Origin of the sequence: Leisingera sp. XS_AS12 (assembly GCF_041224635.1) — a bacterium.
Classification (GTDB): Bacteria; Pseudomonadota; Alphaproteobacteria; order Rhodobacterales; family Rhodobacteraceae; genus Leisingera.
In genome coordinates this window covers 271,415-296,660 of record NZ_JBGFGM010000111.1, presented here as the reverse complement: position 1 = coordinate 296,660, position 25,246 = coordinate 271,415, and the positions used below count along the sequence as shown (strand labels likewise).

Genomic DNA, 25,246 nt, shown 5'->3' with positions numbered 1-25,246 from the left:
ACTGGCCGATTGGCATGAGCGCTGGGGACGGGCCTCGGCGGAGAGCTTTGCCCCGGACCGGATCCCGGAAGGGCCCTTCACGGCCGCGATCGCACGGCTGGCATAAGCCCGCGGGCGGCGGCCCCTGAACAGGCCGCCCGGACCTAGATGCAAGAGGATGTCCGCACATCGTGTTGATCCTATATGCGGACGGAGTTGCCTTTCGCCGCAGGTGCAGCCACCAACCATCACCGAACGTTAGAGATGCGAACAGAGCGCCATTTCGCTGCCACTGCGCCAATGGCCGCTTCGAGAAATGGGTGGGTCAAAAACGGCGGTTTATGACCCGGCCACAAACCATGACCAGAACCTAGCCGCGCCGACTCCCGGTTGAGAAGAGGAGTAGAAATTGAGAAGAGGAGTAGAAATTTAGGTCAGCATATATGACTTACAAGGCGGATTTAGCAAATAGATTTGAAGTAGAAACGAGCTAGGTTTAAGCAGTGCAACAGATGCTACGGGTCCCTCGCAAGAGCCGCAATCGAAAGCGGATGGTCCTGATTCTCGGGTAGTTTCGCGAGTATTAATTCCCAGTCTTCGTCATAGTCATCAAACTTGAAAATCGGTTGCTGTTTGATTGCCGTGAAGCCAGTTTCCTCCCGAACCATGAGCGTCATTAATATTTCGCCACCTATGCCGATACGCTCCATTCTTGGACGTTCGCGGTCTTCCTGCTTTTGCAGTAGCATCAGCTCGGCAAAATCTTTAAGTCCGCTCATCTGCGGAAGCTCACCTGAGTTTGGAGCAGGTTTTGCGGCAATCCCGTAGCTCATAGGTTCAGAGACGAAGTCGTTTGCCGAACGGTAAGCAAAGCCGATGAAAGCCTCATCGACGGCGCTCCACCCATAGACGTAAACGGTGCTCGTGAAGCGACGCGCTTCCTCGGTCTGATAATCAGGCTCGGAGTGTAATTGCAGCCAAAGATCGCGAAGAATATCGGTGGCGTACTCATCAAGGTGGGCGACGTCTGACACTATGCATTTACTATTCGCGTGCGCCCAAAACCGCTCAGCCAGAGGTTGCACACCAGTGCCTGCAATACACAAACCCAGATGCGACAGGGGGAACACCTTCGTTGTCATAAACGCGGGTCGATGGTCGTCACCCGATAGCGCCAAGCTGTCAGATAAGATGAGAACATGTTCGGGAGCCAGCTCCCAATTAAGTGCGGTCATACGTGTTTCGTGGATTGCGTTTATGTGAAGTTTAAACTGGGGGTTAAATATGCCGATAATCCTCGGGAACGGTAACAAATCCCACTATCTCAGGTTGTGGATCACGACGAAAATCATGTATGCCAAAGCTTTCGCGAGTAATCCACGTCTCGTTCAGGTTTGAGTACCTTACAGCTATGACACAGCCTGCAGGAGAAGCATCAGTCCTTGCATCGCATGCATAGCCTAAGGCTACAGAACTTACACTTGAGAAGGATACAGACTCAAGTTGAGGGCCTGGTTGAAACCCCTCTCTCAAGATGCCGTTGAAACTTTCCATAGAAGTGCCATGGAAAAAGATGCTCTGGTCGTTCTCCAACTCCTCGGGAAAGACATGATATCCAACGTCTTTAGGCTTCTGTGGAAATGGATATTCTTCCATGAGTTGTCTGTCTCTTCCAAAAAAAATGCCTGTCAACATAGCGGCCAGCTCGCCCAATAAGCATTGTAAAAGCCTCAGTGTCAAATACGCTCCTTCTTGGCACAGCCTCAAAACACCTAGATTGACGCTGCCATAAACCCTGTTCAAAATCCATGTGGTTGTTGAAGGTTTTTTGGTCGCTCCCATGATAGCGGAATTTAGCCGCAATGCAGAAACGCCGTAAAGAGGGCTCAATGCGGACATCGCTTTCGTTCGCCGTACTGCTTTTGGGATGCCCAGACAGCCTCCGCTGCCCGCAGTCCAGCCAACGGTTATAGCCGTCCTGGCTCTTCGTGGCTGGGTCACCTCCAAAAACAACGAGGCGGCACTGAAGGGCCGCCTCGATACCGCCTAGTTCAGGCGCAGGTTCACCAGTTTCTGATCACCCGGTAGGCGGGAGCGCTCAAGGATAATTTTGGAAATCGCCCGGGCCCGCACCGGCTCCATGAGCGCAATGATCGGTCCGGAGTTGCGCGGCTCCATTGCCGAAAGAACCAAGACCGACACTTCGATATCCGCGTCATTCATGATGGCAGCGGCCTGCACAGGCTTCATCGCCTTGTAGATGCCGACCAAGCGCGAAACGTCTTCGGTGTTCTCCCGCGCCGAGCGGCTCAGGAGGTGCTCAAGTTCCCGCTTGAGCGCTTCCATCTGCTCAGCCTGAGCATCAAGAGCACTCTTCGCAAGCGCGATTTCCGCCTCCTTTTGCGCCAGCTCATCCCGCCAGCTGCTGAGCTCGGCCCGTTCCGCCTCGATGCCGATCAGCAGCTCGGACAGGCCACCGGAAGCTGCCGGGCCAGCCGCATTCACCGCGGTCTCCCCTTCGGCCGGGCCGGTCTCAGCTTCGCCGCTCTCCTCCGAGGCAGCGTAGGCGGGCTGAGGCATCAGCGGCCCCAGAGCATCATAGAGGGCACCACCCTTTGCGGCGGCCAGGCCAGCAAGGCCCAGCACCGCTGCATTCAGCAATCGCGCCATTACCGTTTCCCCTCCCCGCCGAATTTCGCGTAGAAAACCCCCGGGAGGTCTTCCTCCTCACGGCTGTCCGCCTGCTGCTGATCAAGGTCTGCACGGAAGCCGGAAAGGCTTGCGGAATGGCTGGCGATCGCGCCCTCATAGGCCTTGAAGACCGGCTCCGCCTCAAGCAGTGCCTGGTGAAGGATTGTGATCTTCCGCTTCAGGGTGAAGATATACCCGGCGATCAAAAACAGCGCGCCGAGGATGAAGATGTCGATGATCATGTCAAACGTCATTGCGCCGCCTCCTCGTCACCCCTGGCAATGCCCAGCTCTTCAGCCTGCTCTGCATCCAGATCCGCATCATCGACTTCCCGCATCACGCGGAAGCCGATGCGGCCGCCTTTGCTCTTGCCGGCGTAGCCGAACATGACCGGAATACCCGAGCAGATGAGCGAGATCTCCTTGTCATCCGACACGCCCAGATCAATCGTTGTGCCCGGCTCCCATTGAAGGATATCGACCAGCGGCACCGCCAGCTGATGCACTTGAGCCTTCACCTGTACATTGGAGCCATTGATCTTGCGCAGGATGTGCTCGCGCCAGGACAGGTCGCCGCCAAGCTTGTCCCCGAAGAACATCTTCGACAGCTTGTCCTGCACCGGTTCGAGCGTGATCATCGGGATGATGACGGAAAAGGTGCCCATGCAGCCTCCGATATCGACCGACATGCGGGCAACGGCGCAAGGCGTCTTGCCGCCGTGCAAGGCGGGCATCTGCTGGGGAACCTCAAGGGTGTCGACAATGAATTCCGCTTCGGTCAGGCGTGAAATATTGCTGGACAGATCGGCGAGGATCATGTCGATCAGATCGCGGGCGATCTGCCGCTCAATGACGGAAACCGGCCGCTTGGGCGCGGACCCGGGACGCGGCTTGCCGCCGAGTTGAATCTCCAGTGCAGAGAAGATCAGATCACAATCCAGAACCACAGCCATGGTGCCGCCCCACGGGCGGACCTCGACATTTGCGCAGATCCCATGCCTGTCGACACCGGCCACGATGTCTTCCCAGTTGTGATACTGAACCTCGTCAAAGGCGATGTCGCACAGGAACGCGGCCTTGGTCTTGAAGGTTGACACCAGCGAGATGGCCATCCTGGAGAAGATGATGTCCAGCATGGGCAGATCGGCCACCCCGGCTGACGCCTGCGAAATGAGCTCTTCCTCAACAGAGCGCGTCGATCCGGCAGGCGCCGTCAGGACATCGGAAATTGTTTCTTGCATGACTTGGCCTGTTATTGAATGACGAAATCCTGGAAGAGAACGCCAGTTACGGTTTCGTTCTCCAGGTGTGCGGAGGCGCGGCGCGCCAGCTCTTTGCGCACGAGGCTCATCCCAGCGCTGCCGGAGACTTCCCGCACTGTGAGCTGGGACAGGTATTCAACAAAGCTGTCCCGCAGCACCGGCTTCAATGCCGCGGCCGGATCCTTGCCCTCCTCAGCCAGCTCATCCCCGGCCGCTTCAATCACGACGATGGGATTGATCAGCAGGTGACGCGACTTGCCGCCGAGGCCATCCTGCAAGGTCATCGTGATGCGCCCAATCTCCAGGCTCTTCTTCTCGAGGGGCGCCTCGGCCACATCTTCCTTTTTCGCACTCTCGTCATCAGCCTGGAATCCCGGGCCTAAGGCGGAGTACGAATAGATGCCCGCCCCTCCTCCAAGGGCGAAAGTCAGCAGGAACATCAGGGCAATCAGTTTCATGTTTCGGCCGCCCTTACCAGCGTCCGGCACAGTGTTGGTCATGAACAGGCTTCTCCGGTGCATTACTTTTTCGCACAGAACCTACAGCACCTTGCCCCCAAAGGGAAGATTGCAGAGCCGGAGGATATGCGAAAATAAATCTTGTGGCCTCTCAGCATACGGCTTAGTGTTTTCGCAAATTCGCAAAGTGACCACCCACACCGGACAAGCCAGCAATCACGTGAACAACTTCATTGAGAACATGAAGGGGCTGGGGCGCAAGCGCCTCATCCTCCTGGGGTCGACGGCTGTCGGCCTTACCGCCGCCCTCGTCATCGGCTTGAGCGTCGCTATGGCGCCCAAGTACCGGCCGCTCGTCATGGATGCGACGGCCTCTGATGCTTCCCGCATGCTTGCCCAGCTTGAACAGGCCGGGTTCTCCCCGCGCGTGTCCAGTGACGGAACCATGCTGTCGCTTCCCGAAGGGGATATTGCGCGGGCCCGGATGTCCCTGGCCCAGGCCGGTCTTCCTCCCGAAGGCAATCTGGGCTGGGAGCTGTTTGATCAGGGCGGTGGCCTTGGCATGAACAGCTTCCTGCAGCAGATCAACCGGCTGCGGGCTCTGGAAGGTGAACTGGCGCGCTCGATTGAGACGATCAGCAATGTTGAAAGCGCGCGTGTTCATCTCGTGCTGCCGGACCGGGAAACCTTCTCCCAGGAGCGCCCTGAGCCGTCCTCCTCTGTTGTAATCCACGCCCGCCGCACCGCACCGCTCGAGCGCAGCCAGGCACTTGCAATCCGCAGCCTGGTTGCCGCGGCGGTGCCGCGTCTGTCGCCCGACAGGGTGACAATTCTCGATGGCTCGGGTCAGGCGATCCTGAGCGAAGAGGATATCACCGAAGGCACCGGCCTGAATTCCGCCCGGACCGAAATCGAAGACCGTTTGCGCCGGAACGTGGAAAGCATTCTCGCTGCCCATGTCGGTGCGGAAAACGTCAGAGTCCGCGTGACAGCTGACCTCAATACGGCTCGCGAAGTCGTGGTGCAGGAAAGCTTCGATCCCGACCAGCAGGTCCCCCGCTCCACGATCTCGGTCACTGATCAGTCGGAAAGCTCAGACGGCAGCCGGGACACCATCGACGTTGCGAATAATCTTCCTGGCATCGATAACGGCGGCGGCGCCGGCGGCCGGACAGAGCGGAGCACATCCAGCAGGGACGAGTCCGTCTTTGAGATTGGCAACACGCGATCTGAAACCATTCGCGAACCCGGAGAGATCAAGCGGCTGACGGTCGCGGTGGTCGTCAACGGCACCTGGGGGCCGGATGGCAACTATTCGGAGCGCACTCCTGAGGACATCAGCCGCCTGTCCGCTCTGGCGCATTCGGCTGCCGGTATCAATGAGGACCGCGGCGACAAGGTCACGGTTGAAAGCCTGCAGTTCGCGGCCGGGGATCCTTCTCAGGCGGTGACCGCCGGCAGCGGCTTCATGGACATCCTGGCCATGAATTTCGGGGCCATTCTCAGATCGCTGTCCGCAATCGCGGTCGTCGGCCTGCTGCTGCTCTTTGGCGTGCGCCCGCTTATGCGCGCCCTCAACCTGAATACCGAGAGGGATCAGGAAGAAGCCAAAGAGAATGCGGCTGCTGCGGATGATGCAGCGAATGAGGACACGCCCGAAGGCGGTGAGGAAGGCGAAGCTGGCGCGGAAGAGGGCCAGGACGCGCCCGATGCAGCTGCTCAGGATCCGGAAAACGAGGAAGAATACATGTCGATCGCTTCTGTTTCCGGCAATGTTATGCGCCGCCAGATCGATGAGCTGAACAAGCTGATCGAAACGGACCCGGACAGCTCGCTGCGCACCATCCGCGGCTGGATCAATCAGAAGGGTTGATCATGACTGTCCGGAGCATTCTGCAGCTTGCCGATTTCGAAGAGGAAAAACGCGCCGAGGCCGAGCAGGCCGTTGAGCGGATCGAAAGCTACACGCGCGAGGAACTGGATGCGGCCCTGGCGGAAGCGGTCGCGGCCGCCCGGGAAGCGGCCTATGAAGACGGCCGCAAAGCGGGGGAAGCTCAAATGCTGCAGAGCATAGAGCAGCGCCAGACGGCCGTAGCCGAGCAGCTTGTTCCCGAGATCAGCCGCCTGACCGAAGAACAGGCCGCCTATTGCGCGCTCCTAGAAGATGAAATGACTGGCTTCATGCGGGAGTTTTGCGAAAAACTGTTCCCGGAATTCGCACGCGAATTTGGCCGGGACAGGCTGATGACCGAACTCGCCCATGTATCCCGGCGCGCACTGGGAAGCCCTTGGCTGGAGGTCCGGGTCCCGCCGGGCCTTGGCGAGGTGGCGGACAGGATTGTCCGCCCGGAAGGGGCTGAGGTCGATCTCAAGGTCATTGAAGACCCGGCCCTTGGCGGAACCTCGGCTTGCGCGAGCTGGAAGAACGGCCGCTCCGAGTACGACTTCGAGAAATTGTGCGGGGATATCCTTGCCCTGCTTTCGACACCCAAATCCTGAATACGAGACATCCTGGAAGATTGATATGACAGACGAAACTCACAGCCTCCTGAAAGACATTGCAGCTGCTGAAATCGAGAAGCGCGCGCCCGAAGGGGCCGGTCACAGCGTGAATGCGATGATGAATGTCTCGCTCGACGTGCAGGTCGTGCTTGGCCAGACGCGTCTGCCGGTCGCGCAGCTGCTGTCACTGTCCCGCGGCTCTGTGGTTGAGCTCGACAAGCGCATCGGCCAGCCGCTGGAGGTCATGATCAATGACCGGCTCGTGGCCCGCGGTGACCTGGTCAAAGTCGGCGAAGACGGCCTGGGCATCACTCTCACCGAAATCGTCAAAGACCATGTTCCGGAGATGCGGTGATGGCCCTGAGCGCCATCACTTTCAGCTACCGCAGGATCGCGTCGCTGGGCCTTCTGGTCTGCCTCGCGCTTGCCTTTGGCGCTGCCTCTGCTGATGCACAGCAGGCAGGGGTCGGCTCGATGATTGGCGAGCTGTCTGGGGCGCTGAGCGGGGAGGCCGATGGAAGCGGGGAGCTTTCCGGCCGCCTGCTGCAGATGTTCGGGCTGCTGACAATCCTGTCGGTCGCGCCCGGCCTGCTGATCGTCATGACGTCATTCACACGCTTTGTGATCGTTCTCTCGATCCTGCGCATGGCGCTGGGGCTGAACCAGTCTCCGCCGAACATGGTCATCACCTCGCTCTCGCTGTTCCTGACGTTCTTTGTCATGCAGCCCGTGTTCCAGGACAGCTGGAATAACGGCCTGGCCCCGCTGATTGAAGGGTCGATCACGGAAGAGCAGGCGGTTGAGCGGATTGCGGAGCCCTTCCATGGCTTCATGGTCAAGAACACACGGGACAAGGATCTCGCGCTCTTCCAGGGTTTTGCCAGCCAGAACGCGGCCACAGGAACGGTTGACCAGGTTGCTGGCGACGGTGCTGCGGCCCTTCCGGCGGATCGTTCGGAAGTGTCTTGGGCGGTCCTGGTGCCCTCTTTCATGATCTCCGAATTGAGGCGCGCCTTCACGATCGGATTCCTGATCTTTGTCCCCTTCCTGGCGATCGATCTGATCGTCTCTGCCATCCTGATGGGCGCCGGCATGATGATGCTTTCGCCGGTGATGATTTCGCTGCCGTTCAAGGTGATTTTCTTTGTCGCCATCGACGGCTGGTACCGGCTTGCCGGTTCGCTGATCCAATCCTACGCGGCCGGTTAAACGCGGCCGCACTGACTGAATTCCCGGAGTTCTTAATTTATGCCAATTGCCCTTGATGATATCCCGCTGTCCGGCGTTGAAAAAGCGGCCGTCCTGTTTCTCTGCATCGGTGAGGAGCGCGGGTCGGCCATGATGAAGAAAATGTCCCGCACCGAAATCCAGTCCGTCATCCAGGCCATGTCCCGGCTCGGCACCATTCCGGCAGCAACGGTTGATGCGGTCATTCGCGAGTTCTCCCAAACGGTATCCGGCGGCGCCGGTGTCGAGGGCTCTGTGCAGGTTGCCGAAAGGATGCTTTCCGGCATCATGAGCGACGACGCCATTTCGGAGATTTTGGGAGATCTGCGCTCACCGGCTCACGGGCAGAATGTCTGGGATGCCTTTGCGGCTGTCAATGAGCAAACGATTGCAACCTGGCTGTCGGGCGAACATGATCAGACCATTGCGGCCATCCTCTCCAAGATGAAGCCGGCCGTTTCAGCCCGTGTTCTGCCGCTGTTCGGCCCTGAGCGGATGGGCGAGATCACCATGCGGATGGTGGGCCTCGGAACGCTTTCGCGCAACGTGGTCGAAAACCTTGAGGCGGTGATCGCGAGCGACTTCCTGAGCGCGGCAACCCGCAAGTCCAACGTCGACCCGCATCAGCGCCTTGCGGACATGTTCAACAAGATGGACGCCAATGCCTTCGAGGGCCTTTCCAGTGAGCTGGAGAGCCGCATTCCGGAAGAGCTGGAAGCGATCAAGAAGAAGATGTTCACCTTCGACGACATGGTCAAACTGGATGGTGCGGCCCTGCAGCGCATCATGCGCATGGCGGAGGGCAACACGCTTGCCCTCGCTCTGCGCGGCGCCAAGGCAGAGGTGCGCGATGCGTTCATGTCCGCCCTGACCCAGCGTATGCGGGAGATGCTGGAAACCGAAATGAAGGAGATGGGCGCGGTCCTTGCCCGCGAAACCCGGGAAGCCCAGGCGTCGCTCATCGACATCACCAACGACCTCGCCCGGCAGGAGGTCATTCGCCTGCCCAGCAATGAAGATGAGCTGATTGAGGACTGACACGCTGTTCACGCAGAGAACTGGCCGCGGCCAGTTTCTGCCTGGTGGCATGGGGCGCTTGCCGTGGGGCGGGGCTCATTCCCCCTTTAGGGGGATGGGCTATTGCCGGGTGCGGTTGGGGGGTTTATTAACGGGTTTTCGTTACTATCTTTATTCCGATACCACCTGATGCTGTCCGATGCTGTCCGTTATTGACCGTTGTGACCTGGGCGGTGTATAAATCATGACGATTTGTCACCCTGCGTGGCATCCTGAAGTGAGAGAGAACAGACATGACGCCCTCAGCGTCGAAAATCCTGGGCACCGTGAACGCGCCGTATAGCGCGAATGTTTCCGCGCATGAGCTTGCTGTGGGCATTAGCAGCATTGAAGCCGCGGGCGCAGTGATGGGGCCGGTGTTCTCCTTCTTCTCTGAGGTAGCCCCGGATCTTCAGAAAGCATTTGTGGCAGAGATGGGCTTGTCTGATCAGAGTGTCAAATTGGTCGCGGACCATTTTCAGGCATCCTGTCCATTCCCGCTTGCCCTAGCCGCATAATCCTGCCTCATGAACACGCCCTCCCCTAGCCGTTGGGCTGAATTGTTTGACGTCGCGGTCTCTATCATCGCGCAGGCTAACAAGGACTTCACGGCCGTAAGCAGCTGGACCTTTGGGGGCGGAACGGCTCTCATGCTTCAGATCGACCATCGGGAGAGTCATGACATCGACCTGTTCATCGACGACCCGCAGGTACTCCCCTACCTCAATCCTGAGACGCAGGAATATAATCTATCAATCGCGCCAAGCAGCTATGAGACGGACGGCACTCAGAGCTTGAAAATTGTTTTTGATGGCGTCGGTGAAATTGACTTCATTTGCTGCCTCCCGGTTCTTGAAGGGGAGACTGTAAGTCAGGAAGTGCGCGGGGTGATGGTTGATCTTGAGACGCCCGCCGAGATTATTGCAAAGAAGGTCTTCCACAGGGGCGCCCGCCTCCAGCCGCGTGATATGTTCGATATTGCAGCCGTTGCCCGTAGTCATGGGGTGGACTACTTGGCAGAGGCTTTGAATGGCTTCCCTGATCGCGTAAAGGATGCCTTAAGGGTTGCTGAGGGGTATACGCCGGAAATCGTTGCCTCTATCCTTGACGGGTTGAATGTCCATTCTGATTTTGAGGATATCCGGGCAACCTCGCAAGCGGACACGATCAAGGTGCTGCAGGCCGCACTGAGCTACTCGAGCGCGCCTAACCCGTAGCCTGAAAGATCGGTTCCAGATCGCCCCCAGCCGGATCCAGGAGCCGGACTTCTTGAAAGATGAGCTGATCGAGGACTGACACGGTTTTCACGCCGGAACAGGCCGCGGCATCCGCTCAGCTGGTTAGGGGGAATAGCAGAACATCCAGGACCGCCGCCGTTGCAGCGCCGACACCCGCATCGGCCAGAATGGATCTCATCTGGGAGCCGGACAGGTCTTTGCCCCGCACGACGCGGCCAGCAATGATAGCCGAGCTGACAAGGGCCGACGTGGCAAGCCCATCGCCGATCTCATCGAGCACGCCTTCCCCTTGCAGCTCCGCAAGCCTGTCTCCGACGGCGCGCGTCAGATCGCTGTTGGAGAATCCGGAGCTGGCAATGCCGGGCATTGCAGCCGCCACCTCGTCCGTCACCCGGATCTCGATGCCCGGATAGCGGGCCAGGTGCTCCATCACATCGGCCTGAGAGGTCACCGCTTTGAGCTGGATCTCGCCAACGGTTTGGCCATCCATGATGAACTCGACATCTCCTCCAGGCTGATTTGTCAGCTCCTTGACTTTGGCCGAGACCTCATCCCAATCCGCGTTCTCCGCCTCCACGAAGAGCAGCTCGTGATAGATGCCTTTCACGTTTGAGGCGACGCCTTGCAGCTGCTCCGGCGTCATGCCTGAGAGATAGTCGGAGATCTCCTGCGGGCTCGCATCGCTGAGGCTGCGGGTCGACCTTCGCAACGCCTGCAGCACCAGATCCTCTTCGAAAGACCAGCCCTGCGAAGCGTCTTCAATCAGCCGCTGAAACGTGACCGCGATAACCACGGAAGCCAGGCGGGAAGACCGATCTGACCGCGGCGGCGCCCCAGTTTCGCGGCCTGGAGCGACAGACGCCGATGGTGCCGCCGCAGTTTCCACCGTGGCAACAGGGCCAGGGTTTCTCCGAAAGATTGGCATCGCTTCTCCTTTTCTGTGCCGCAGGCGGGCGATTGAAGCCGGCTGGCAATCAGATCGCATAACGGGGACAGCCCCTCGATGGCATAGATCCTCAGCTCGACGCTGGACGGCTCCGCGCCCTCTCTTGCAAGCGCGGCCTTCGCCGCCTCTGCCAGCTGCAAACTGGCAAAGAGCGCCCTTACCTCGAACTCTTCCATCGCCTCGATCTTGCGCGGGCGGCCCAGCACGGCTCTGCGAAGAAAGAAGACCGCGATGAGCCCCAGGACAGCCCCGGCGGCCGGCAGGATAACCGCGCCCGCGGCCGCCCCCAGGCCGAACAGGGAGCCGATGAAATAGAGCTTGGCAGAGGTTGCGGCCGCGCCGCTGAGCGCGCCGATGGCGGTGCCCGTCGAGGCGCTTCCGAAGGCGGTGATGAACATCATGAGCCCGCCGATCGCGGCGGCCCCGGCAGCCTTGCCGGTTGCGATCTGCGCAATCCGCCCAGCATGCCGCCCGCGGCGCCCGGTCACCTGGGTGATTGCGGCGGCAATGCCGGTCAGATCGCGTTCAATCCGCTCAAGATGTCTCTTTGTGCCCACGCAATCATTCCCGCACCGCATGCCTCAGGGCGCACAATATGCGGATGAACCCGGCACGGGAAGAGCCAGGTTGCAGCTACTGATTGCAGATGGACGCTAGCCTCACCGCTAGCGCGTGCGCATTGGACCAGGCGTCCGGCCGCTTCCGGTCAGAGGTGCCGCGATGCGGAGAAGCCCTGGATCATGTCGATGTCGATCGTGACCTGATTGAAGCTCCCGGAGCCGCTGCTCAACAGGGTGACCGCGGCGTTCTGGGTCTCCTGGCTCTTGATCACATCGGCAAAGGCGGAGAACTGGCGGATCAGCTTCTCCTGGACTTCCGGCTTTTGCAGATCTTCGATTGGCATCCGCTTTTCGAACATGGCCTTGCGGGCATCAATGCTGGCGTTTGCCGCCGTATCCGGAAGCCCGAACGCGGTCATGAAGAAGTCGTTCATCTCCTCGTCCGCCAGCACCTTGTACCAGCTGGTCATGCCGGAGATCTTCTGCTCGAATGTCAGCGCCAGCCCGACATGCTCATTCTCCTCGGACTGGGTGTCAATCAGGCGCTGGTCGGTATAGCGCTCGACCATTGAATCGATCCAGTCCGGGTCACTGAAATTGCCCCCGGCGATACCATCGGCCGAGAACCCCATTTCCTCGTTCAGACTGTCGTATTTTGCATCCGAAAGGCGCTTGACCAGAGAGCCCTTGTCATCCGGGTCCGAGGTCATGATTTGCTTCATCTTCGCCTTTGCGTAGGTCTCCTCCTCCAGACCGAACGCCTTCATCACGAAGCTGAAGACCTGGTAATCTTCCGCCAGCTCATCAACCGTCTGGATCCCGCTGATGCGTTCCCGGAAGGCTTCAATCTCCCGTTTGGACGTCGGATCACGCTGAATGTCAGCCTCGAACACTTCCCGGTTTTCGCGCACCAGGCTGATACCGGCCAATGGCGACAGGCCGCTCGTTGAAATCATGACCCACTTCCTTCCTGGCCGGTCCGAGCCGCAATTGCCAGCAGCTCATCCTCGTATTTGATGACCGGCAGCAGCAGCCGGTATGCGGCATAGAAATTGTCCTCGCCCACCTTGGTGAGAGCCTCGCTCAAGACGCTGCCGTGGCTCTTGGCCATGATCTCAGAAAGATCTTCGAAGGCCGCATGAATGCGCGGCAGGATTTTCCCGCGCCCCTCACGGCTCACCATCGCAAGCTGGATCATGTGGCAAAGCCGGCGCACCGGCGTGCAGGCCCCGGCTTCACCCAGGATTTCCTCACCGCGCAGAACGTCAGAGCGGTTCTCGACTTCCACCACCATCTGGCTCTTGCCGATATTGCGCAGCACCGCGCCATTGATGACCAGCCGGTCTCCGGCTTTCACCTTCAATACCAGGCCCATCAGACCGCCTCCGCGCTTTTACCCGTCAGCGCATCGATGATCGGCTTGTTCACATCGATCAGCGCTTTGATCGTTCCGCGGCCCTTCATGATCAGGCCGGTCTGGTTCTCGACATAGATCGCCAGGGACAGCAGGTTCGCCCGCATCTCCTCGGGAAGCGCATTGTTCGGGTTTGACAGATCGGCTTTGTAGGCAAGCCAAAGGCGCAGATTGTCATGCACCGCCTGCCGCAGAGTGCCTGCAAGAATGCCCAGGCGCGGGCCTCCCTCGGCCGCCGTGTCATATTCCTCCTGTTGCGCCAGGAGGCGTGCGTTGATCTGGTTGAGGATCCGGCGCTCCATTGCGCGCGGCGTCTCAGTTGTCTTGAGGGTCTTTTTGTAGGCTGCGAGGCTCATGATATCACCTTCTGGTGGAGGGTCTGGGATCAAAAAAAGCCCGGCCCTGTGCGGGTCGGGCTTTCCGTCTTCAAGTCAAGCCTGCGCTTACTGGAACAGGCTCATGACGTTGCCCGGCGCCTGGTTGGCGATCGACAGGGACTGGGTCGCCAGCTGCTGCTGGGTCTGCAGCGCCTTCAGGCGGGCCGCCTCTTCTTCCATGTCCGCATCGATCATGGCGCCAACGCCGCTGTCGATGTTGTCGGTCAGCTTGTTCAGGAAGGTCTGCTGGTTCTCGATCGACTTTTCGGACTGACCCAGCTTCGTCGCGATGTCGGTCACGCTGTCCACGACACCCTCAGTGGCGGTCAGAGCGCCGGACAGGAAGGCTGCGCCGGTCGCCGCGGTTGCGTTGGCCGCAAAGCCGGTTGCCAGGGTTTTGAAGCCGTCGACCAGCTCGGCCATATCGTAGGTGCCGACCTGGATGTCGGTGGTGGCATAGGCGCCGCCTGCGCGGCTGATGCCGGTCACGACGTCACGGGTCACGCCCACGGTCGCATCACCGTTCGCACCCAGGGTCAGAACACCGGTCGCGCCGTTGACCGCTGCGCCGGCCACGCTGCCAGCCGCATAGGAGCCAGCACCCAGCATGTCGTCACCGTTGAAGGTCGACTGGCTGAGGGTGGTTTCCATCTGCTTGACCAGCTCGTTCAGGTCGTTTTCGATTTCGGCATGGCCGCCGGTTGCACCCTGCGCAAAGGCCACCTTGTCGAGGAACTGCTGGGACAGGTCCTGGATGGTTTCGGCGCCCAGGCGTGCGGTGGCGACCGAGTTCTTGGTCAGGGTCAGGCCTTCGTTGATCGACGAGTATGCCGAGCTGTCGCCCTTCATGGTCTCGGAGATCTGGAAGTACGCCGCGCTGTCCTTGGCCGAGCCGACCTTCAGGCCGGACGAGATGCGGTCCTGCGTGGTCGACAGGTCGTTGTTGACTTCACGCAGTGCCTGCAGGGCGTTCATTGCGGAGGAGTTGGTGTTGATCGAGGTCATCTGGATTTCAATCCTTATGCGTTCTTGCTTCAGCTCACCGGTGGTTCTTCCGGCGCCCGGGCAGCGCCCGGTCAAAAAGGAGAAGGGAAGCCAAGGTTTCCATCTGGTTTCTGTTTTCGCAAAATCACACGGTCGGGCAAAAAAAGGAAAACACCGCCTTGAAGACCCTCCGCCAACAAGAAAGCCCGGCCTTGGTTTCCCAAGGCCGGGTCAGGATTTTTCCGCGAGATGGACCAGTGATTACTGGAACAGGCTCATGACGTTGCCCGGCGCCTGGTTGGCGATGGACAGGGACTGCGTGGCCAGCTGCTGCTGGGTCTGCAGCGCCTTCAGGCGGGCCGCCTCTTCTTCCATGTCCGCATCGATCATTGCGCCCACGCCGCCGTCGATATTGTCGGTCAGCTTGTTCAGGAAGGTCTGCTGGTTCTCGATCGACTTCTCGGACTGGCCGAGCTTGGTGGCAACGTCGGTCACATTGTCCACAACGCTTTCGGTCGAGGCCAGGGCGCCGGCGAGGAAGGCAGCACCGTTGGTGGCATCGGTCGCGTTGGTTTCGAAGTTGGTCGCCAGCGCTTTGAAGTCCGTCACCAGCTTCGCCATGTCATAGGTGCCGACCTGGATATCCGTGGTGGCATAGGCGCCGCCCGCACGGCTGATGCCGGTCACAACGTCACGGGTCACGCCGACGGTGGCATTGGCGTTGGTCGACACGGAGGTGAAGCTGCCGTCGGTGTTGTCGACAACGGCCGCGGTGATGTCAGCAGTGCCATAGGTGCCCGCGCCCAGCATATCGTCGCCATTGAAGGTCGACTGGCTGAGCGTGGTCTCCATCTGCTTGACCAGCTCGTTCAGGTCGTTTTCGATTTCGGCATGGCCGCCGGTTGCGCCCTGCGCAAAGGCCATCTTGTCGAGGAACTGCTGAGACAGGTCCTGGATGGTTTCGGCGCCCAGGCGCGCGGTCGCGACCGAGTTCTTGGTCAGGGTCAGACCTTCGTTGATCGAGGAGTACGCCGAGCTGTCGCCCTTCATGGTCTCAGAGATCTGGAAGTAGGCCGCGCTGTCTTTGGCCGAACCGACCTTCAGGCCGGACGAAATACGGTCCTGCGTGGTCGACAGATCGTTGTTGACTTCACGCAGAGCCTGCAGTGCGTTCATTGCGGAGGAGTTTGTGTTGATGGAGGTCATCTGGATCTCGATCCTTTGCTTCTTGCTTCAGCTCGCCGGTCATTCTCTCCGGCTGCCGGGCATCACCCGGACAAGAAGTGGAAGTGTGGGTCAGGTTTCCAAATGGTTTCCATTTTCGCAGATTGCTGCGCGCTCAGTATTTCTTTTCAAAGCCTTTCGCCGCCGATTGGACGGAGACATCCCCGCGGAGTTGGCCGGATTTGTCGTAGACCCCCTTCAGGCTCTGGCGGTTACGCAGGTGCTCGATCTCATTGACGATCGTGCGTGAGGCTTCGGCCATACCCCGCAAGAGCCGTTCATTGGTGGCAATCTGCTCGGAGAGCTCCTTGATGAGGTTGCGAAGCTGAACGGCGACTGGCACATCCGCCGTCAGGAAGGGTTCGACAACCGGCTGGCGGCGCTCAATCGCTTCCAGAAGTTTGACCTTCTCCTCAAAGTATGAGGCGACGCGGCCGATGTCATTCGCGGCCAGCGCATTCTGCTCTTTCCGCAGGAATTCAATCATGTTCGAGACAATCGTCTCAAAGTCTTCCAGGTTCGCCTCATCTTCCTGCGTCAGGCCGGATGTGCTGGAGCCCTGGCGCGCTTTGCGCTCACTGAGGCGCAGGCCGAGGCGGGAAAGCGCCGATGCGGGCGGGACGCCGATCATTTCGTATACTCCTTGATCTGGGCTTCAATCGAACCGGCAATGCCAATACCGCCCGCCTCTGCGACTTCCTGAGCAAGCGCGCTGGCAAGCACGCCGCGAAACATTTCCTCGCCATGTCCGCCCGCCGGATTGGGCAAGGCATGTTCGAGCATACTTGAGAACACCGATCCCAAGTACGCGGCCTCGAACTCGGTAGCCGCCACAGCTGCCGGATCCCGGCTGCGGGTCACTTCAACGAGAGGCGTGGCGCTGGCGGGAGCAGAAATCTTCGCGTCCATCAGATGATCTCCAACTCGGCATGCAGGGCGCCCGCCGCCTTGATCGCTTGCAGGATGGAGATGATCTCCTGTGCCCCGATGCCGATATCATTCAGGCCGTCGACCAGCTGCCGCAAGCTGACCTGGCCGCCTACCACGGCAAAACCTGAGGCCTTCTGCTGAACCTCGATATCAGTCGCCGGAACAATCACGGTTTCACCGATGGTGATCGGCGCAGGCTGACTGACCGCCGCGCTTTCCGTAACGCTGACCGTAAGCCCGCCCTGGCTGATCGCAACCTCGTCGATGCGCACGTCTGACCCGATGACGATCGTTCCGGATTTGGCGTCGATCACAACTTTGGCCGGAGAGTCAGGCTCAACGGTCAGGTTTTCGATCATGGCCAGCATTTCCGGAATATCCGCCTTGCCCGTGAGACGCACTTCGACGGTGCCAGGATCCAGTGTGACCGCTTTGGCAACGCCGGATACTTCGTTGATCACATCCTTGATGCGGACCGCAGTTGTGAAATCAGGGTTCCGCAGCGCGAGCCGGATGCTGTCCATCTGCCGCAGATCAAAGCCGACCTCCTTCTCGACGGTGGCGCCGTTTTCGATCCGAGCCACTGTGGGTACGCCATTTGTGACCTCGGCGGCCGCGCCTTGCACGTTGTAGCCCCCAACAGCAAGCGGACCCTGGCCCACCGCATAGATCTCGCCATCGGCCCCGGAGAGCGGGGTGACCAGAAGGGTGCCGCCCCGCAGTGAACTTGCATCCCCCAGGGATGAGATGCTGACGTCGATTTCACTGCCCCGGCGCGCATAAGGGGGCAATTCCGCAGTCACCATGACCGCGGCGGCATTCTTGGTGTTGAGGTCTTCGCCGCTCAGGTTGCCAACGCCCAGCCGGGAAAGCATCCCCTCGATTGATTTTCGCGTAAACGGCGAATTGCGCATACTGTCGCCAGTTCCGTCCAGGCCAACGACCAGACCGTAGCCGATCAGCTGGTTCGAGCGGACACCCTCGAAATTCACGATATCCTTCAGGCGGACCTCAGCCTGCCCTGCCCCGGCTGTCAGGGCAATCGACAAGGCAAGAAGAAGTCTTTTGAGCATCAATTCAGCATCCATTTGGCTCCCGCAGTGCGGGGAATCTTCAGTTCGCGGCAAGGCATCGACCGCCGGTCAGTCCCGGTGCCAAATTGTGGACAACCGTCCCCCGGTATCGCGCCCTGCATTGAACCCTTACAGCCGGGCACTGTAACCTATTCATGATTTTTCGCAAGTTCCAGAAGGATGCCCGATGCGTGTAATTTTGCATGACCCGGTCCAGGCCCGGCTGACGCGGCTGATGGGCGCGCTGAAAGCTGAAGGGTTCCTGCCCGCCGTCTTGCCGGAGGCCGCGATCCGCAGCGGAGCTGCGGGTTTGGATGAGAACGCGTCAGGCTTGCTGCCCATCATCCTTGGCCTGGCGCCGGATGCGGATGCTGCGCGCAATGTGCGCAAATTGCGTTCTTCCGGGACCATGAGCCCATTGCTCATTCTGCAGGATGGGCTTTCGGGCGAAGCCGTCGCGCGCACGCTTGATGCAGGAGCGGATGATGTCGTCGGGGGCGCCTGTGAGCCGGCCGAGGTCGCTGCCCGCCTCCGCGCGATCTCTCGCAAGCAGTTCAATCTGCGAACTCCGGAGGTTCGAACCGGGAACCTGACGGTTTATCTGGACGGCAGGGATCCGGATGTGAACGGGGAAACGGTTCGCCTCTCCGCCAGCGAGAACGCCATCCTGAAGAACCTGGCCTTGAACATTGGCAAGGTCGTGCGAAGGGAGACGCTCTTTGACGCGCTTTACGCTTTCGCTGAATACCAACCCTATATGAAGGCGCTGGATGTTCATATCTGCAAGCTGCGCCGGAAACTGGGGGCGAGCGCACCGGGCGCGGGTAGCTGGATCCGCACCCACAACGGCCGTGGTTATTCTCTTGCCGAGACGGTAGAATAATAAGCCCGATCCGTCGGCCGCAGCGCGGCCGACGTTGCGCGTTCAAAACCGGGAGCTGAAGCCGAACAGAACGGCTTGATCACTTTCGCCTGCGACGTGGCCTGAATTCAAAGTGGAAATCGCAGCAAGCCGCAATTCGCCTAGCCTTCCTGCAGGAGCTGCATATTCGATTGCGAAATCAAGCTGGCGGCTGCTGGATGATACGTCCGCTTCCATATTCGCAAAAGCAACGGACCCGGCGGTTGCTGCGACCGGCAGCCGCATGTTGATATGACCGCCAGAGAAACCCGCGGGCCTTGTCGCCGACAGGGACACGACGTCCCCGGCAGCGGCGACGTCGGCCAGATCTAAGGCAACACTGAGCTCATCATAGGCAAGTCCCTCAAACCCTCGGACCAGACCTGCACCGTTCCCTTCAGCCAAGCCATATCGGCCCTCAAGGCGGAAGCCGGCCCTATCGGCAAACCGCTTTGAAATGGCCGCTCCGATTTCAAACGTGTTTCCTGTGATGGACGCCTCATGTCCTGGGACGGTCATTCCCATAACGGAGCCGCGCTCCTGCAGGGCTGTTAAGCCCAGCTCGAAGCTGCCATTACGCAGCTCGAAGCCTTTCAGGTAATCCAAACCGAACGAGCCCTCCCCGTCAGTCAAGAGACTGATGACTGATCGTTCATTTGCCAGAACGGGATGATCGGAGATACCGGCCATGCTGAGGGCGTCAGGCGCGTTTGCCATGCCCGAGCCTGCGAAGTAGGTCCCGCCGGAACGGAGCCCTTTGTTCTTTGCCTCCCGCGACCGCTGGAAATCGGGCGCCATGAACGAGGCCAGCCGGTACTCATTCAAATTGATGCGCCCCGCATCTGCGGCAACCGCGTCTGCCCGCAAGGTGAATACCCCATCGAGCGCGTCGATCGCCACGACCGATGCTGAGGAGAGGGACGCGGTAACCGCCTTGCCGCTCATCGGGCTGGCTGCGACCGCCGCACGCCCCAGGGCAAGCATGTCCGCTCCGCTGCCGGCACCCATGGGGATGCCCGTAGACCCGATCGGCAGAAGCGCATCTCGGAGGTTGATGAAGCCGTGTCCGAATTCGCTGTTGTACCCGTGACTGATGCCGTCCGCAAAATCGACTTCGCCTGTGGTTTGGAACCAGCTGTTGTCCGCGGTCACCAGAAGACGCGCCCGGAGCTGTTGCGGCGTAAGATCCGGAAACGCCTCAGCCAGCAGCGCCATCGAACCGGCCACCTGCGGGGCCACAAAGCTGGTCCCGGTGGAGATGCCATAGCTGTCCGCACCGCCATTCTTCGCCGTCAGGATCTGGCCATTGCCGGTCAGGCAGTAACGGCCGGTCTCCATGCATCCGGCAGAGATACGGGTCGCGGAGATGATCCGGTCGTCATCAAATTCGGGAATGGCATTCACAGCCGTCAGGAAGCTCTGCTCGAGATCGGGATAGGACAGCGGCAATGCCGCCATCGCATGAGCATGGGTGGCGTCGTATTCATTCTGCATGGAGAAGATCACGATACCGTTTTTCGCATAGTCGCGGAGCGCCGCGATATACTCCTGCCCCGCGCTTCCCGCGAACAGGTCGCGGGAGGGGCCTTGACCGAGATCGTAGTCGATCGACCAGGAATTGTTGATCGCAATCGCACCGGCCGCCTTCGCCCCCTTGAGAAAACCTGCCTGCTGGCGCCAATCAACCATGTGGGTGAAATCCATCGTACCGACATAAAGGTCTGCTGCCGGGGCAAAACCCAGGGCACCGCCGCCCTGGCCGGTCCCGGCAATAACGGAGGCAACTGCTGTCCCGTGCTCGCCCGACCCGGCGCTGCCTTCAATGGCGATCGACTTTCCGCTGAACTGCTCGTGTCCGGCGAAGATGCCATCATCGACCATGGCTACGACTTGCCCTGCGCCGGTAAGGCCGGTGGACAACGCGTAGTCGAGTCTGGCCGCCTGCAGCGCGTTCGACCTGACCGTCCGGGTCTCGGAAAATTCCGGATGCCCATCGATCCGGAACCGGTACGCCACATTGTTGGCAATGAAGCCTGCCAGGCTGCGCACGGCCTGCACCTTGTCGGCGTCAAAGCTCTCGACGAAGCCGCGCGTCCAGCTGCCGTCACCGACGTCCGGCGCCGGGGGCGGACCGATGTCGACCCCTCCGGCGGTTTCATCAGAGCCGCCCTTACAGGCGCTGAGCAGGGCTACCGAAATCAAAAGAAGAGCACGGGACGTCATAGAGGCTCCATTAGCGACGTTTATTCAAAGGCAAGGTTAGATTATCGCAAATTCTGATGCACGTTTTTTCTCAGCAACTGTGGTTTTCGCATCTTTCATGGCGTAGGTTAACCTCTGTCGCGTCATACAGGCGCTGACACTGCCGTAACGGTGAAAAGCTTGGAGCACGATATGCGCGCAACTTACTTTGTTAAGTTAGCGCTAGCTTCCAGCGTAGCCACATTGGGTTTGGCCCAAATAGCCACCGCAGAAGATAGCGTTAGGATCAATGCAGGCAAATCTGCAGAGATCGATATGTTCGGAATCTGTAAAATTGTGAAAAATGATGGGAAAACTCCCATTAATGTTCCTGTCCACAGCAGATCTGAATGGAGTTCTGGCACCGGCGCCTTCCTCAACAACATCGCAGATATGGACAGTATCTATGTCTCCGAATGCGTGTCAGGGGGTGTTATTGGAGCCTTCGCCTATCAAAAGTGGAGCGATGAGGGGGGAATACCTGGTCATCGCTTCCCTGTGATCAACAAGACATTCCACGAGGAGGCTGGGTACAAAGCGCCCACTTACAGTGGCTATCCTGAAGATCACTGCGTCTTGAAGAGTGGCGTAAAACCTCAATTCCATGATGGCGGCAAATGGCCGTTCCCGACTTTGGGACAGCCTACAGTGGAACAGGCTCGCGCAGCATCGCAACCTGTTCTCGCTGATTATAAGCCGCCGGAAACTGGATGGTGCAACATCAGCTTCTTTCGGGAAGCAAGTGACCCCAATGCGACGGACACTGTGTGGTATAAAGTGAACGCGATCATCTACGCGAACTGATGCCACATAGCTCCCCCTCATCGATCGAGGGGGAGCTATGTGTTTCGTCGGCGTTCTTGCCGGGCTCTGACCGTCCGACGTTAAGCTTGCCAATTTCCGAGAAACTTTCGCAGCTTGAAGTTGCAGCCCCGACAAGCCAAGATCTCCGGTGAAGGCCACGTCAGGATTGCTGTTTACGCGATCGTCAAACGACCGACTTCACAAGGGTCCGCATTCGGACGGCAGCAATCTAAAAGCCGGTGCCTGCGCGTTTGGCCCGACCAGGAAGCATAATTATGGCAATCAAGAATTTCAGGCACTCCCCGGAATTTCAAAAAGAGCTCGAAGAGGCCCGAGGCTCCAGATTGCTGACGCTCGGCGATCTGTTCTTCCCCATGCCCAGCAGCTGGGGATTGCGAGGCGATCCCTACCTCTGGAGCGCGCTGGCGGCGCAGATGAACTATGAGCGCCTGGAAGATGAATGTGACTCGGAGCCATCTTTCGAGAACCATATCAAGGCACTCTTCCACGAACTGACCGGCGCCGATATCGACAAGGCATCAACGGATCCCACGGTTCCAATGTTTGCTCATGGAGGGATGTCCAGCGGGATGGTATCTCTCAACTGGTGGCGTGGGACCGGAATTCCACTCCTGCTGCGACGCCATCAGAACCTAATCGAGAAGAACTAGGCGAAGCTCCCCTTCGTAAGGAGGGGGAGATAGTAACATATGAAATCGCTAGCCTATTAGGAGGCGTTGCTTGAATAAGACGATTGAAGCAGCAGACTTGTCCGCACTGATCATGAAGTCAGAGGATTTCCTCGGGCTCACCAACAGCCTCGACGTCTACTGTCCTTTTGAGGCGCTGTCCGTTGCGAGGATGGAGATCCGCCATTCCAACTTTCTAGCCGATATCGTCGATCCAACCCGCCCGCATGGTTTCGATGACGCCTGCACCCGCGCGCTCCTTGAGACGCTGCTCGCGTCGGCTGGCGAGCCTGAGCTGTTGTTGCGGCTGCATCTGTCCGACCTCGGAGGCATCGAGGTTATGAGGGAGTGGCGGCACATAGACTTGCTGCTCAGGCTTCCCAAAACCGCCACGAGCCCTGAAATCGTCTTTGCGATTGAGCTGAAGGTCGAAGCCGGGGAAAGCACAGGCCAACTCGATCGCTACCGGAAAATTGTTGAAGAAACCTGGCCCGCGGCACGGCATTTCTTTTTCTTCCTGACCGTGAGGCAAGATGCTTCTAGTGCCAAGGAGTGGATCGATGTTGGTTTCGCAGATCTCTTGGAGAATTTGGATGTCGTTGTGAGGAAGGAAATCGGCCACCCCACAGCGCGCATCATGCTTGCATCATACATTCAGATGCTGAGGAGAAGATACTTGGAAGACCCCGTCCTCGATGAACTCGCTCAAAAGATCTGGGCGCAACATAAAAACGCGCTGGAGTTTCTCTTGGCCAGAAAGCCGAACCCGGCCCAAGATCTCCTGAAGGCCCTGACCGACGCAGAAGCTCTTGAAGTCATGAACGCGCACCTCAAAGAGGTCGGCGGCGGATTGACCATCGACGTGGACAGCATTCGCTCCAACTGGGTGTACCTTGCCATCCCAAATTGGGATCGGATGGAGGCTATGCACAAAGGCGAAGGCTGGACGCCCACAAATAGGATCCTGCTGATAGAAGTTCTCGCCGGCGAGGACGGCGCGACGGTCAAGATCGCGATCGGCCCCGGCCAGGCTGAAGCCCGCCAGGCAATCTATGGCGCCTTGGAAAGTGTTGAGCTGGAGGGCTTCAAGAAAGCGCGATCTCTTACGAACCGATACACAACCATGTTCAGCATTTCCCTGTTGGGCAAGCGGCAGGTGGAGAAGATCATTTCAGATGGCCTGGACCAAGATACGGTGAACACTATTCGGATGAAGCTTGCTGCCCTTTTTGCCAGAAGCTTGCCAGCTCTGGATGAGGCATTGAACCGATATGACTTCGAGGCGCCCTCGACGTAATCGCTCAGAGCGCCGGAAGCTTACCTGCCGCGCTTACCCAGAATTCCATCGACCTGTTCCAGCACCGCATCGAAGTCCGCAAGCGCCCTTTCCACCGCGGCCTTGTTCTCCTCTTTGATGCGGCGCGCCTCCCCGGCCCTGCCCTGCCCCGCTTGAGGCAGGCCAGCACTGCCGCGGGCCGCAAGACCTGCGGCGGGAGCGGCACGTCCGGCAGGCTCCGCCCGCCTGCCCAGCAATGCGGCCAGACCCGGGGTGGCCCAGATCCGGGCCGAACGCCGGCGCGTCATCTCTACGATAAGCCCCAGCTCGACCAGCTCCCCGAGGAGATTGATCGCGCCGCGCTGCGTGATACCCAGGCGGTCCGCCAGCGCCTGCGAGGTCATGACCGGTTCAATGCCGAAGGCATCTACCGCATCCGGCAGGCGGGAGCGGCGGCTTTTGCCCCGCGCGGCCATGGCGGCCTTTTCCCGCCACGCCCGAATGGTGATCACCCGGCCCAGCTCCTGGTCGAGGATGCCCCCGATCCCCTGAAGCAATTCCTGAACCGCTTTGGGATTCAGCGGTGACCAGATCCGGAACCGCATCCGCGTCAGCGCAAGCGAGGGCAGGATTACCCAGGATGCATCGACGCGCCCACCGAGCCCCCGCAGCGGATCATCCATGTGGCGATCCCGCGATGCACCGCCGAGAACACGGCTGCGCGACAAATGCTCGGCGGCCGCAAACACCAGCCGCTCCGCAACCGGGCTGCGCCGTTCGGTCAGCGCCGCATAGTGGGCACTGGCGCGGATGGCTTCCAGCAGAGGCGCGCGGCCGCGGCACTGCGCAAACACCTGCACCATCTCGTCATCCACCTCCGGCAGCGGCTCATAGGTCTCTGCACGCGCTGATAGCCTGGCGATCCGGTCGAGCACCGATAGCGGCTCATTAGCCGGGTCGCCCGGCGCCCGCAAAAACCGCAGGACCGAAAGCGCATCCTCGATCGCCCTGACATCCGCGTGGGTTTCCGGGTTTTCACTGACCCGCACGAGGAGATCAGTTTCCGACAGGCGCAGATCCTCCAGTCCAATCGATGCGGCCGCTTCGGCCACCGCGGCCTCGCTGCGCCACTGCGCTGCAATCACCGGATCCGCCGCCAGGTGGCCCTCAATGCGGGAAGCCCTGACTTCGGCGGCTAAAACCAGATCGAAAGGGCTCCCGAAGGTCATCTGTCCTCACTAATTTATTTCAACTATTTGCGTTTGGTTATCTGCTCTTATGGAACGTCAATCAACATTTCATTCCATTGCCTAATAGGATTTCAGGCCATATCAAACGGCAGCGGCCCGCCCTCCCCTGCCGGACGGACGGTCGAAATCCCGATGATACGTCGGCGCGGGCGCTCATATGTCTGA

General features: G+C 59.6%; 28 protein-coding genes. 11 read left to right on the top strand and 17 right to left on the bottom strand.

What is annotated here, in order from left to right; all coding sequences use genetic code 11:
* Window positions 1-494: 494 nt before the first annotated feature.
* The 6 genes from AB9K35_RS18195 to fliL form a co-directional block, all read right to left on the bottom strand.
* Window positions 495-1,214 (bottom strand): hypothetical protein, encoded by a 720-nt coding sequence (locus tag AB9K35_RS18195; RefSeq protein WP_369928274.1) that lies wholly within the window; start codon window positions 1,212-1,214, stop codon window positions 495-497.
* A 43-nt stretch (window positions 1,215-1,257) separates the two neighbouring features.
* Window positions 1,258-1,878 carry a hypothetical protein gene (locus tag AB9K35_RS18190; protein ID WP_369928272.1) on the bottom strand — a complete coding sequence of 207 codons (621 nt, stop codon included), beginning with the start codon at window positions 1,876-1,878 and terminating at the stop codon, window positions 1,258-1,260.
* Window positions 1,879-2,025: 147 nt separating this feature from the next.
* A complete protein-coding gene (locus AB9K35_RS18185) occupies window positions 2,026-2,649 on the bottom strand; it encodes a MotE family protein (protein ID WP_369928271.1) in 624 nt (207 codons plus the stop codon).
* Window positions 2,649-2,924, bottom strand: coding sequence for a hypothetical protein (locus AB9K35_RS18180; protein WP_369928269.1), 276 nt, complete (start codon window positions 2,922-2,924; stop codon window positions 2,649-2,651). The genes AB9K35_RS18185 and AB9K35_RS18180 overlap by 1 nt, the downstream gene beginning before the upstream one ends.
* The gene (locus tag AB9K35_RS18175; protein ID WP_369928267.1) at window positions 2,921-3,910 is read right to left on the bottom strand and encodes a flagellar motor switch protein FliM; all 990 of its coding nucleotides are present in this window, start codon (window positions 3,908-3,910) and stop codon (window positions 2,921-2,923) included. The genes AB9K35_RS18180 and AB9K35_RS18175 overlap by 4 nt, the downstream gene beginning before the upstream one ends.
* Before the next feature lie 11 nt (window positions 3,911-3,921).
* The gene (fliL, locus tag AB9K35_RS18170; protein WP_369928265.1) at window positions 3,922-4,431 is read right to left on the bottom strand and encodes a flagellar basal body-associated protein FliL; all 510 of its coding nucleotides are present in this window, start codon (window positions 4,429-4,431) and stop codon (window positions 3,922-3,924) included.
* On the opposite strand from fliL, the gene fliF reads away from it, so the two are divergent.
* From fliF to AB9K35_RS18135, 7 genes are all read left to right on the top strand, one after another.
* Window positions 4,430-6,262: a flagellar basal-body MS-ring/collar protein FliF gene (gene fliF / locus AB9K35_RS18165; RefSeq protein WP_369928263.1), complete on the top strand. Its 1,833-nt coding sequence runs from the start codon at window positions 4,430-4,432 to the stop codon at window positions 6,260-6,262. The two genes, fliL and fliF, sit on opposite strands and share 2 nt — an antisense overlap.
* A gap of 2 nt (window positions 6,263-6,264) precedes the next feature.
* A complete protein-coding gene (locus tag AB9K35_RS18160; RefSeq protein ID WP_369928261.1) occupies window positions 6,265-6,888 on the top strand; it encodes a hypothetical protein in 624 nt (207 codons plus the stop codon).
* Window positions 6,889-6,913: 25 nt separating this feature from the next.
* The gene (locus tag AB9K35_RS18155; protein ID WP_369928259.1) at window positions 6,914-7,246 is read left to right on the top strand and encodes a FliM/FliN family flagellar motor switch protein; all 333 of its coding nucleotides are present in this window, start codon (window positions 6,914-6,916) and stop codon (window positions 7,244-7,246) included.
* Entirely contained in the window at window positions 7,246-8,100 is an 855-nt protein-coding gene (gene fliP, locus AB9K35_RS18150) for a flagellar type III secretion system pore protein FliP (protein WP_369928258.1), read from the top strand. The genes AB9K35_RS18155 and fliP overlap by 1 nt, the downstream gene beginning before the upstream one ends.
* A gap of 39 nt (window positions 8,101-8,139) precedes the next feature.
* Window positions 8,140-9,156 carry a flagellar motor switch protein FliG gene (locus AB9K35_RS18145; RefSeq protein WP_369928256.1) on the top strand — a complete coding sequence of 339 codons (1,017 nt, stop codon included), beginning with the start codon at window positions 8,140-8,142 and terminating at the stop codon, window positions 9,154-9,156.
* A 272-nt stretch (window positions 9,157-9,428) separates the two neighbouring features.
* Window positions 9,429-9,692, top strand: a complete 264-nt coding sequence (locus AB9K35_RS18140) for a hypothetical protein (protein WP_369928254.1) — start codon at window positions 9,429-9,431, stop codon at window positions 9,690-9,692.
* A gap of 9 nt (window positions 9,693-9,701) precedes the next feature.
* Entirely contained in the window at window positions 9,702-10,391 is a 690-nt protein-coding gene (locus AB9K35_RS18135) for a nucleotidyl transferase AbiEii/AbiGii toxin family protein (RefSeq protein WP_369928252.1), read from the top strand.
* Between the two features lie 115 nt (window positions 10,392-10,506).
* Here AB9K35_RS18135 and AB9K35_RS18130 read toward each other — a convergent pair whose 3' ends face one another.
* The 9 genes from AB9K35_RS18130 to AB9K35_RS18090 form a co-directional block, all read right to left on the bottom strand.
* Window positions 10,507-11,205, bottom strand: a complete 699-nt coding sequence (locus AB9K35_RS18130) for a hypothetical protein (RefSeq protein WP_369928250.1) — start codon at window positions 11,203-11,205, stop codon at window positions 10,507-10,509.
* Window positions 11,175-11,915: a hypothetical protein gene (locus AB9K35_RS18125; RefSeq protein ID WP_369928249.1), complete on the bottom strand. Its 741-nt coding sequence runs from the start codon at window positions 11,913-11,915 to the stop codon at window positions 11,175-11,177. Before AB9K35_RS18125 ends, AB9K35_RS18130 begins: the two co-directional genes overlap by 31 nt.
* 149 nt (window positions 11,916-12,064) lie before the next feature.
* The gene (locus AB9K35_RS18120) at window positions 12,065-12,874 is read right to left on the bottom strand and encodes a DUF1217 domain-containing protein (protein WP_369928247.1); all 810 of its coding nucleotides are present in this window, start codon (window positions 12,872-12,874) and stop codon (window positions 12,065-12,067) included.
* Window positions 12,871-13,293, bottom strand: coding sequence for a flagellar biosynthesis repressor FlbT (locus AB9K35_RS18115; protein WP_369928245.1), 423 nt, complete (start codon window positions 13,291-13,293; stop codon window positions 12,871-12,873). Before AB9K35_RS18115 ends, AB9K35_RS18120 begins: the two co-directional genes overlap by 4 nt.
* Window positions 13,293-13,688: a flagellar biosynthesis regulator FlaF gene (locus AB9K35_RS18110; protein WP_027234450.1), complete on the bottom strand. Its 396-nt coding sequence runs from the start codon at window positions 13,686-13,688 to the stop codon at window positions 13,293-13,295. The genes AB9K35_RS18115 and AB9K35_RS18110 overlap by 1 nt, the downstream gene beginning before the upstream one ends.
* An 87-nt stretch (window positions 13,689-13,775) precedes the next feature.
* A complete protein-coding gene (locus AB9K35_RS18105) occupies window positions 13,776-14,714 on the bottom strand; it encodes a flagellin (RefSeq protein WP_369928243.1) in 939 nt (312 codons plus the stop codon).
* A gap of 240 nt (window positions 14,715-14,954) precedes the next feature.
* Window positions 14,955-15,899: a flagellin gene (locus AB9K35_RS18100; protein WP_369928241.1), complete on the bottom strand. Its 945-nt coding sequence runs from the start codon at window positions 15,897-15,899 to the stop codon at window positions 14,955-14,957.
* Window positions 15,900-16,032: 133 nt separating this feature from the next.
* The gene (locus tag AB9K35_RS18095; RefSeq protein WP_369928239.1) at window positions 16,033-16,548 is read right to left on the bottom strand and encodes a hypothetical protein; all 516 of its coding nucleotides are present in this window, start codon (window positions 16,546-16,548) and stop codon (window positions 16,033-16,035) included.
* 277 nt (window positions 16,549-16,825) lie between these two features.
* The gene (locus AB9K35_RS18090) at window positions 16,826-17,920 is read right to left on the bottom strand and encodes a flagellar basal body P-ring protein FlgI (RefSeq protein WP_369928237.1); all 1,095 of its coding nucleotides are present in this window, start codon (window positions 17,918-17,920) and stop codon (window positions 16,826-16,828) included.
* Window positions 17,921-18,155: 235 nt separating this feature from the next.
* On the opposite strand from AB9K35_RS18090, the gene AB9K35_RS18085 reads away from it, so the two are divergent.
* Window positions 18,156-18,803 (top strand): winged helix-turn-helix domain-containing protein, encoded by a 648-nt coding sequence (locus AB9K35_RS18085; protein ID WP_369928234.1) that lies wholly within the window; start codon window positions 18,156-18,158, stop codon window positions 18,801-18,803.
* Window positions 18,804-18,845: 42 nt separating this feature from the next.
* On the opposite strand, the gene AB9K35_RS18080 is transcribed toward AB9K35_RS18085, so the two are convergent.
* A complete protein-coding gene (locus AB9K35_RS18080) occupies window positions 18,846-21,044 on the bottom strand; it encodes a S8 family serine peptidase (RefSeq protein WP_369928232.1) in 2,199 nt (732 codons plus the stop codon).
* Between the two features lie 171 nt (window positions 21,045-21,215).
* Here AB9K35_RS18080 and AB9K35_RS18075 point away from each other — a divergent pair, with 171 nt between their 5' ends.
* From AB9K35_RS18075 to AB9K35_RS18065, 3 genes are all read left to right on the top strand, one after another.
* Complete coding sequence (locus AB9K35_RS18075) at window positions 21,216-21,866, top strand: hypothetical protein (RefSeq protein WP_369928230.1); 651 nt, start codon at window positions 21,216-21,218, stop codon at window positions 21,864-21,866.
* 275 nt (window positions 21,867-22,141) lie between these two features.
* The gene (locus AB9K35_RS18070; protein ID WP_369928228.1) at window positions 22,142-22,537 is read left to right on the top strand and encodes a hypothetical protein; all 396 of its coding nucleotides are present in this window, start codon (window positions 22,142-22,144) and stop codon (window positions 22,535-22,537) included.
* A gap of 70 nt (window positions 22,538-22,607) precedes the next feature.
* Window positions 22,608-23,852: a PD-(D/E)XK nuclease family protein gene (locus AB9K35_RS18065; protein ID WP_369928226.1), complete on the top strand. Its 1,245-nt coding sequence runs from the start codon at window positions 22,608-22,610 to the stop codon at window positions 23,850-23,852.
* A gap of 20 nt (window positions 23,853-23,872) precedes the next feature.
* On the opposite strand, the gene AB9K35_RS18060 is transcribed toward AB9K35_RS18065, so the two are convergent.
* Window positions 23,873-25,060: a hypothetical protein gene (locus AB9K35_RS18060; RefSeq protein ID WP_369928224.1), complete on the bottom strand. Its 1,188-nt coding sequence runs from the start codon at window positions 25,058-25,060 to the stop codon at window positions 23,873-23,875.
* Window positions 25,061-25,246 lie beyond the last annotated feature (186 nt).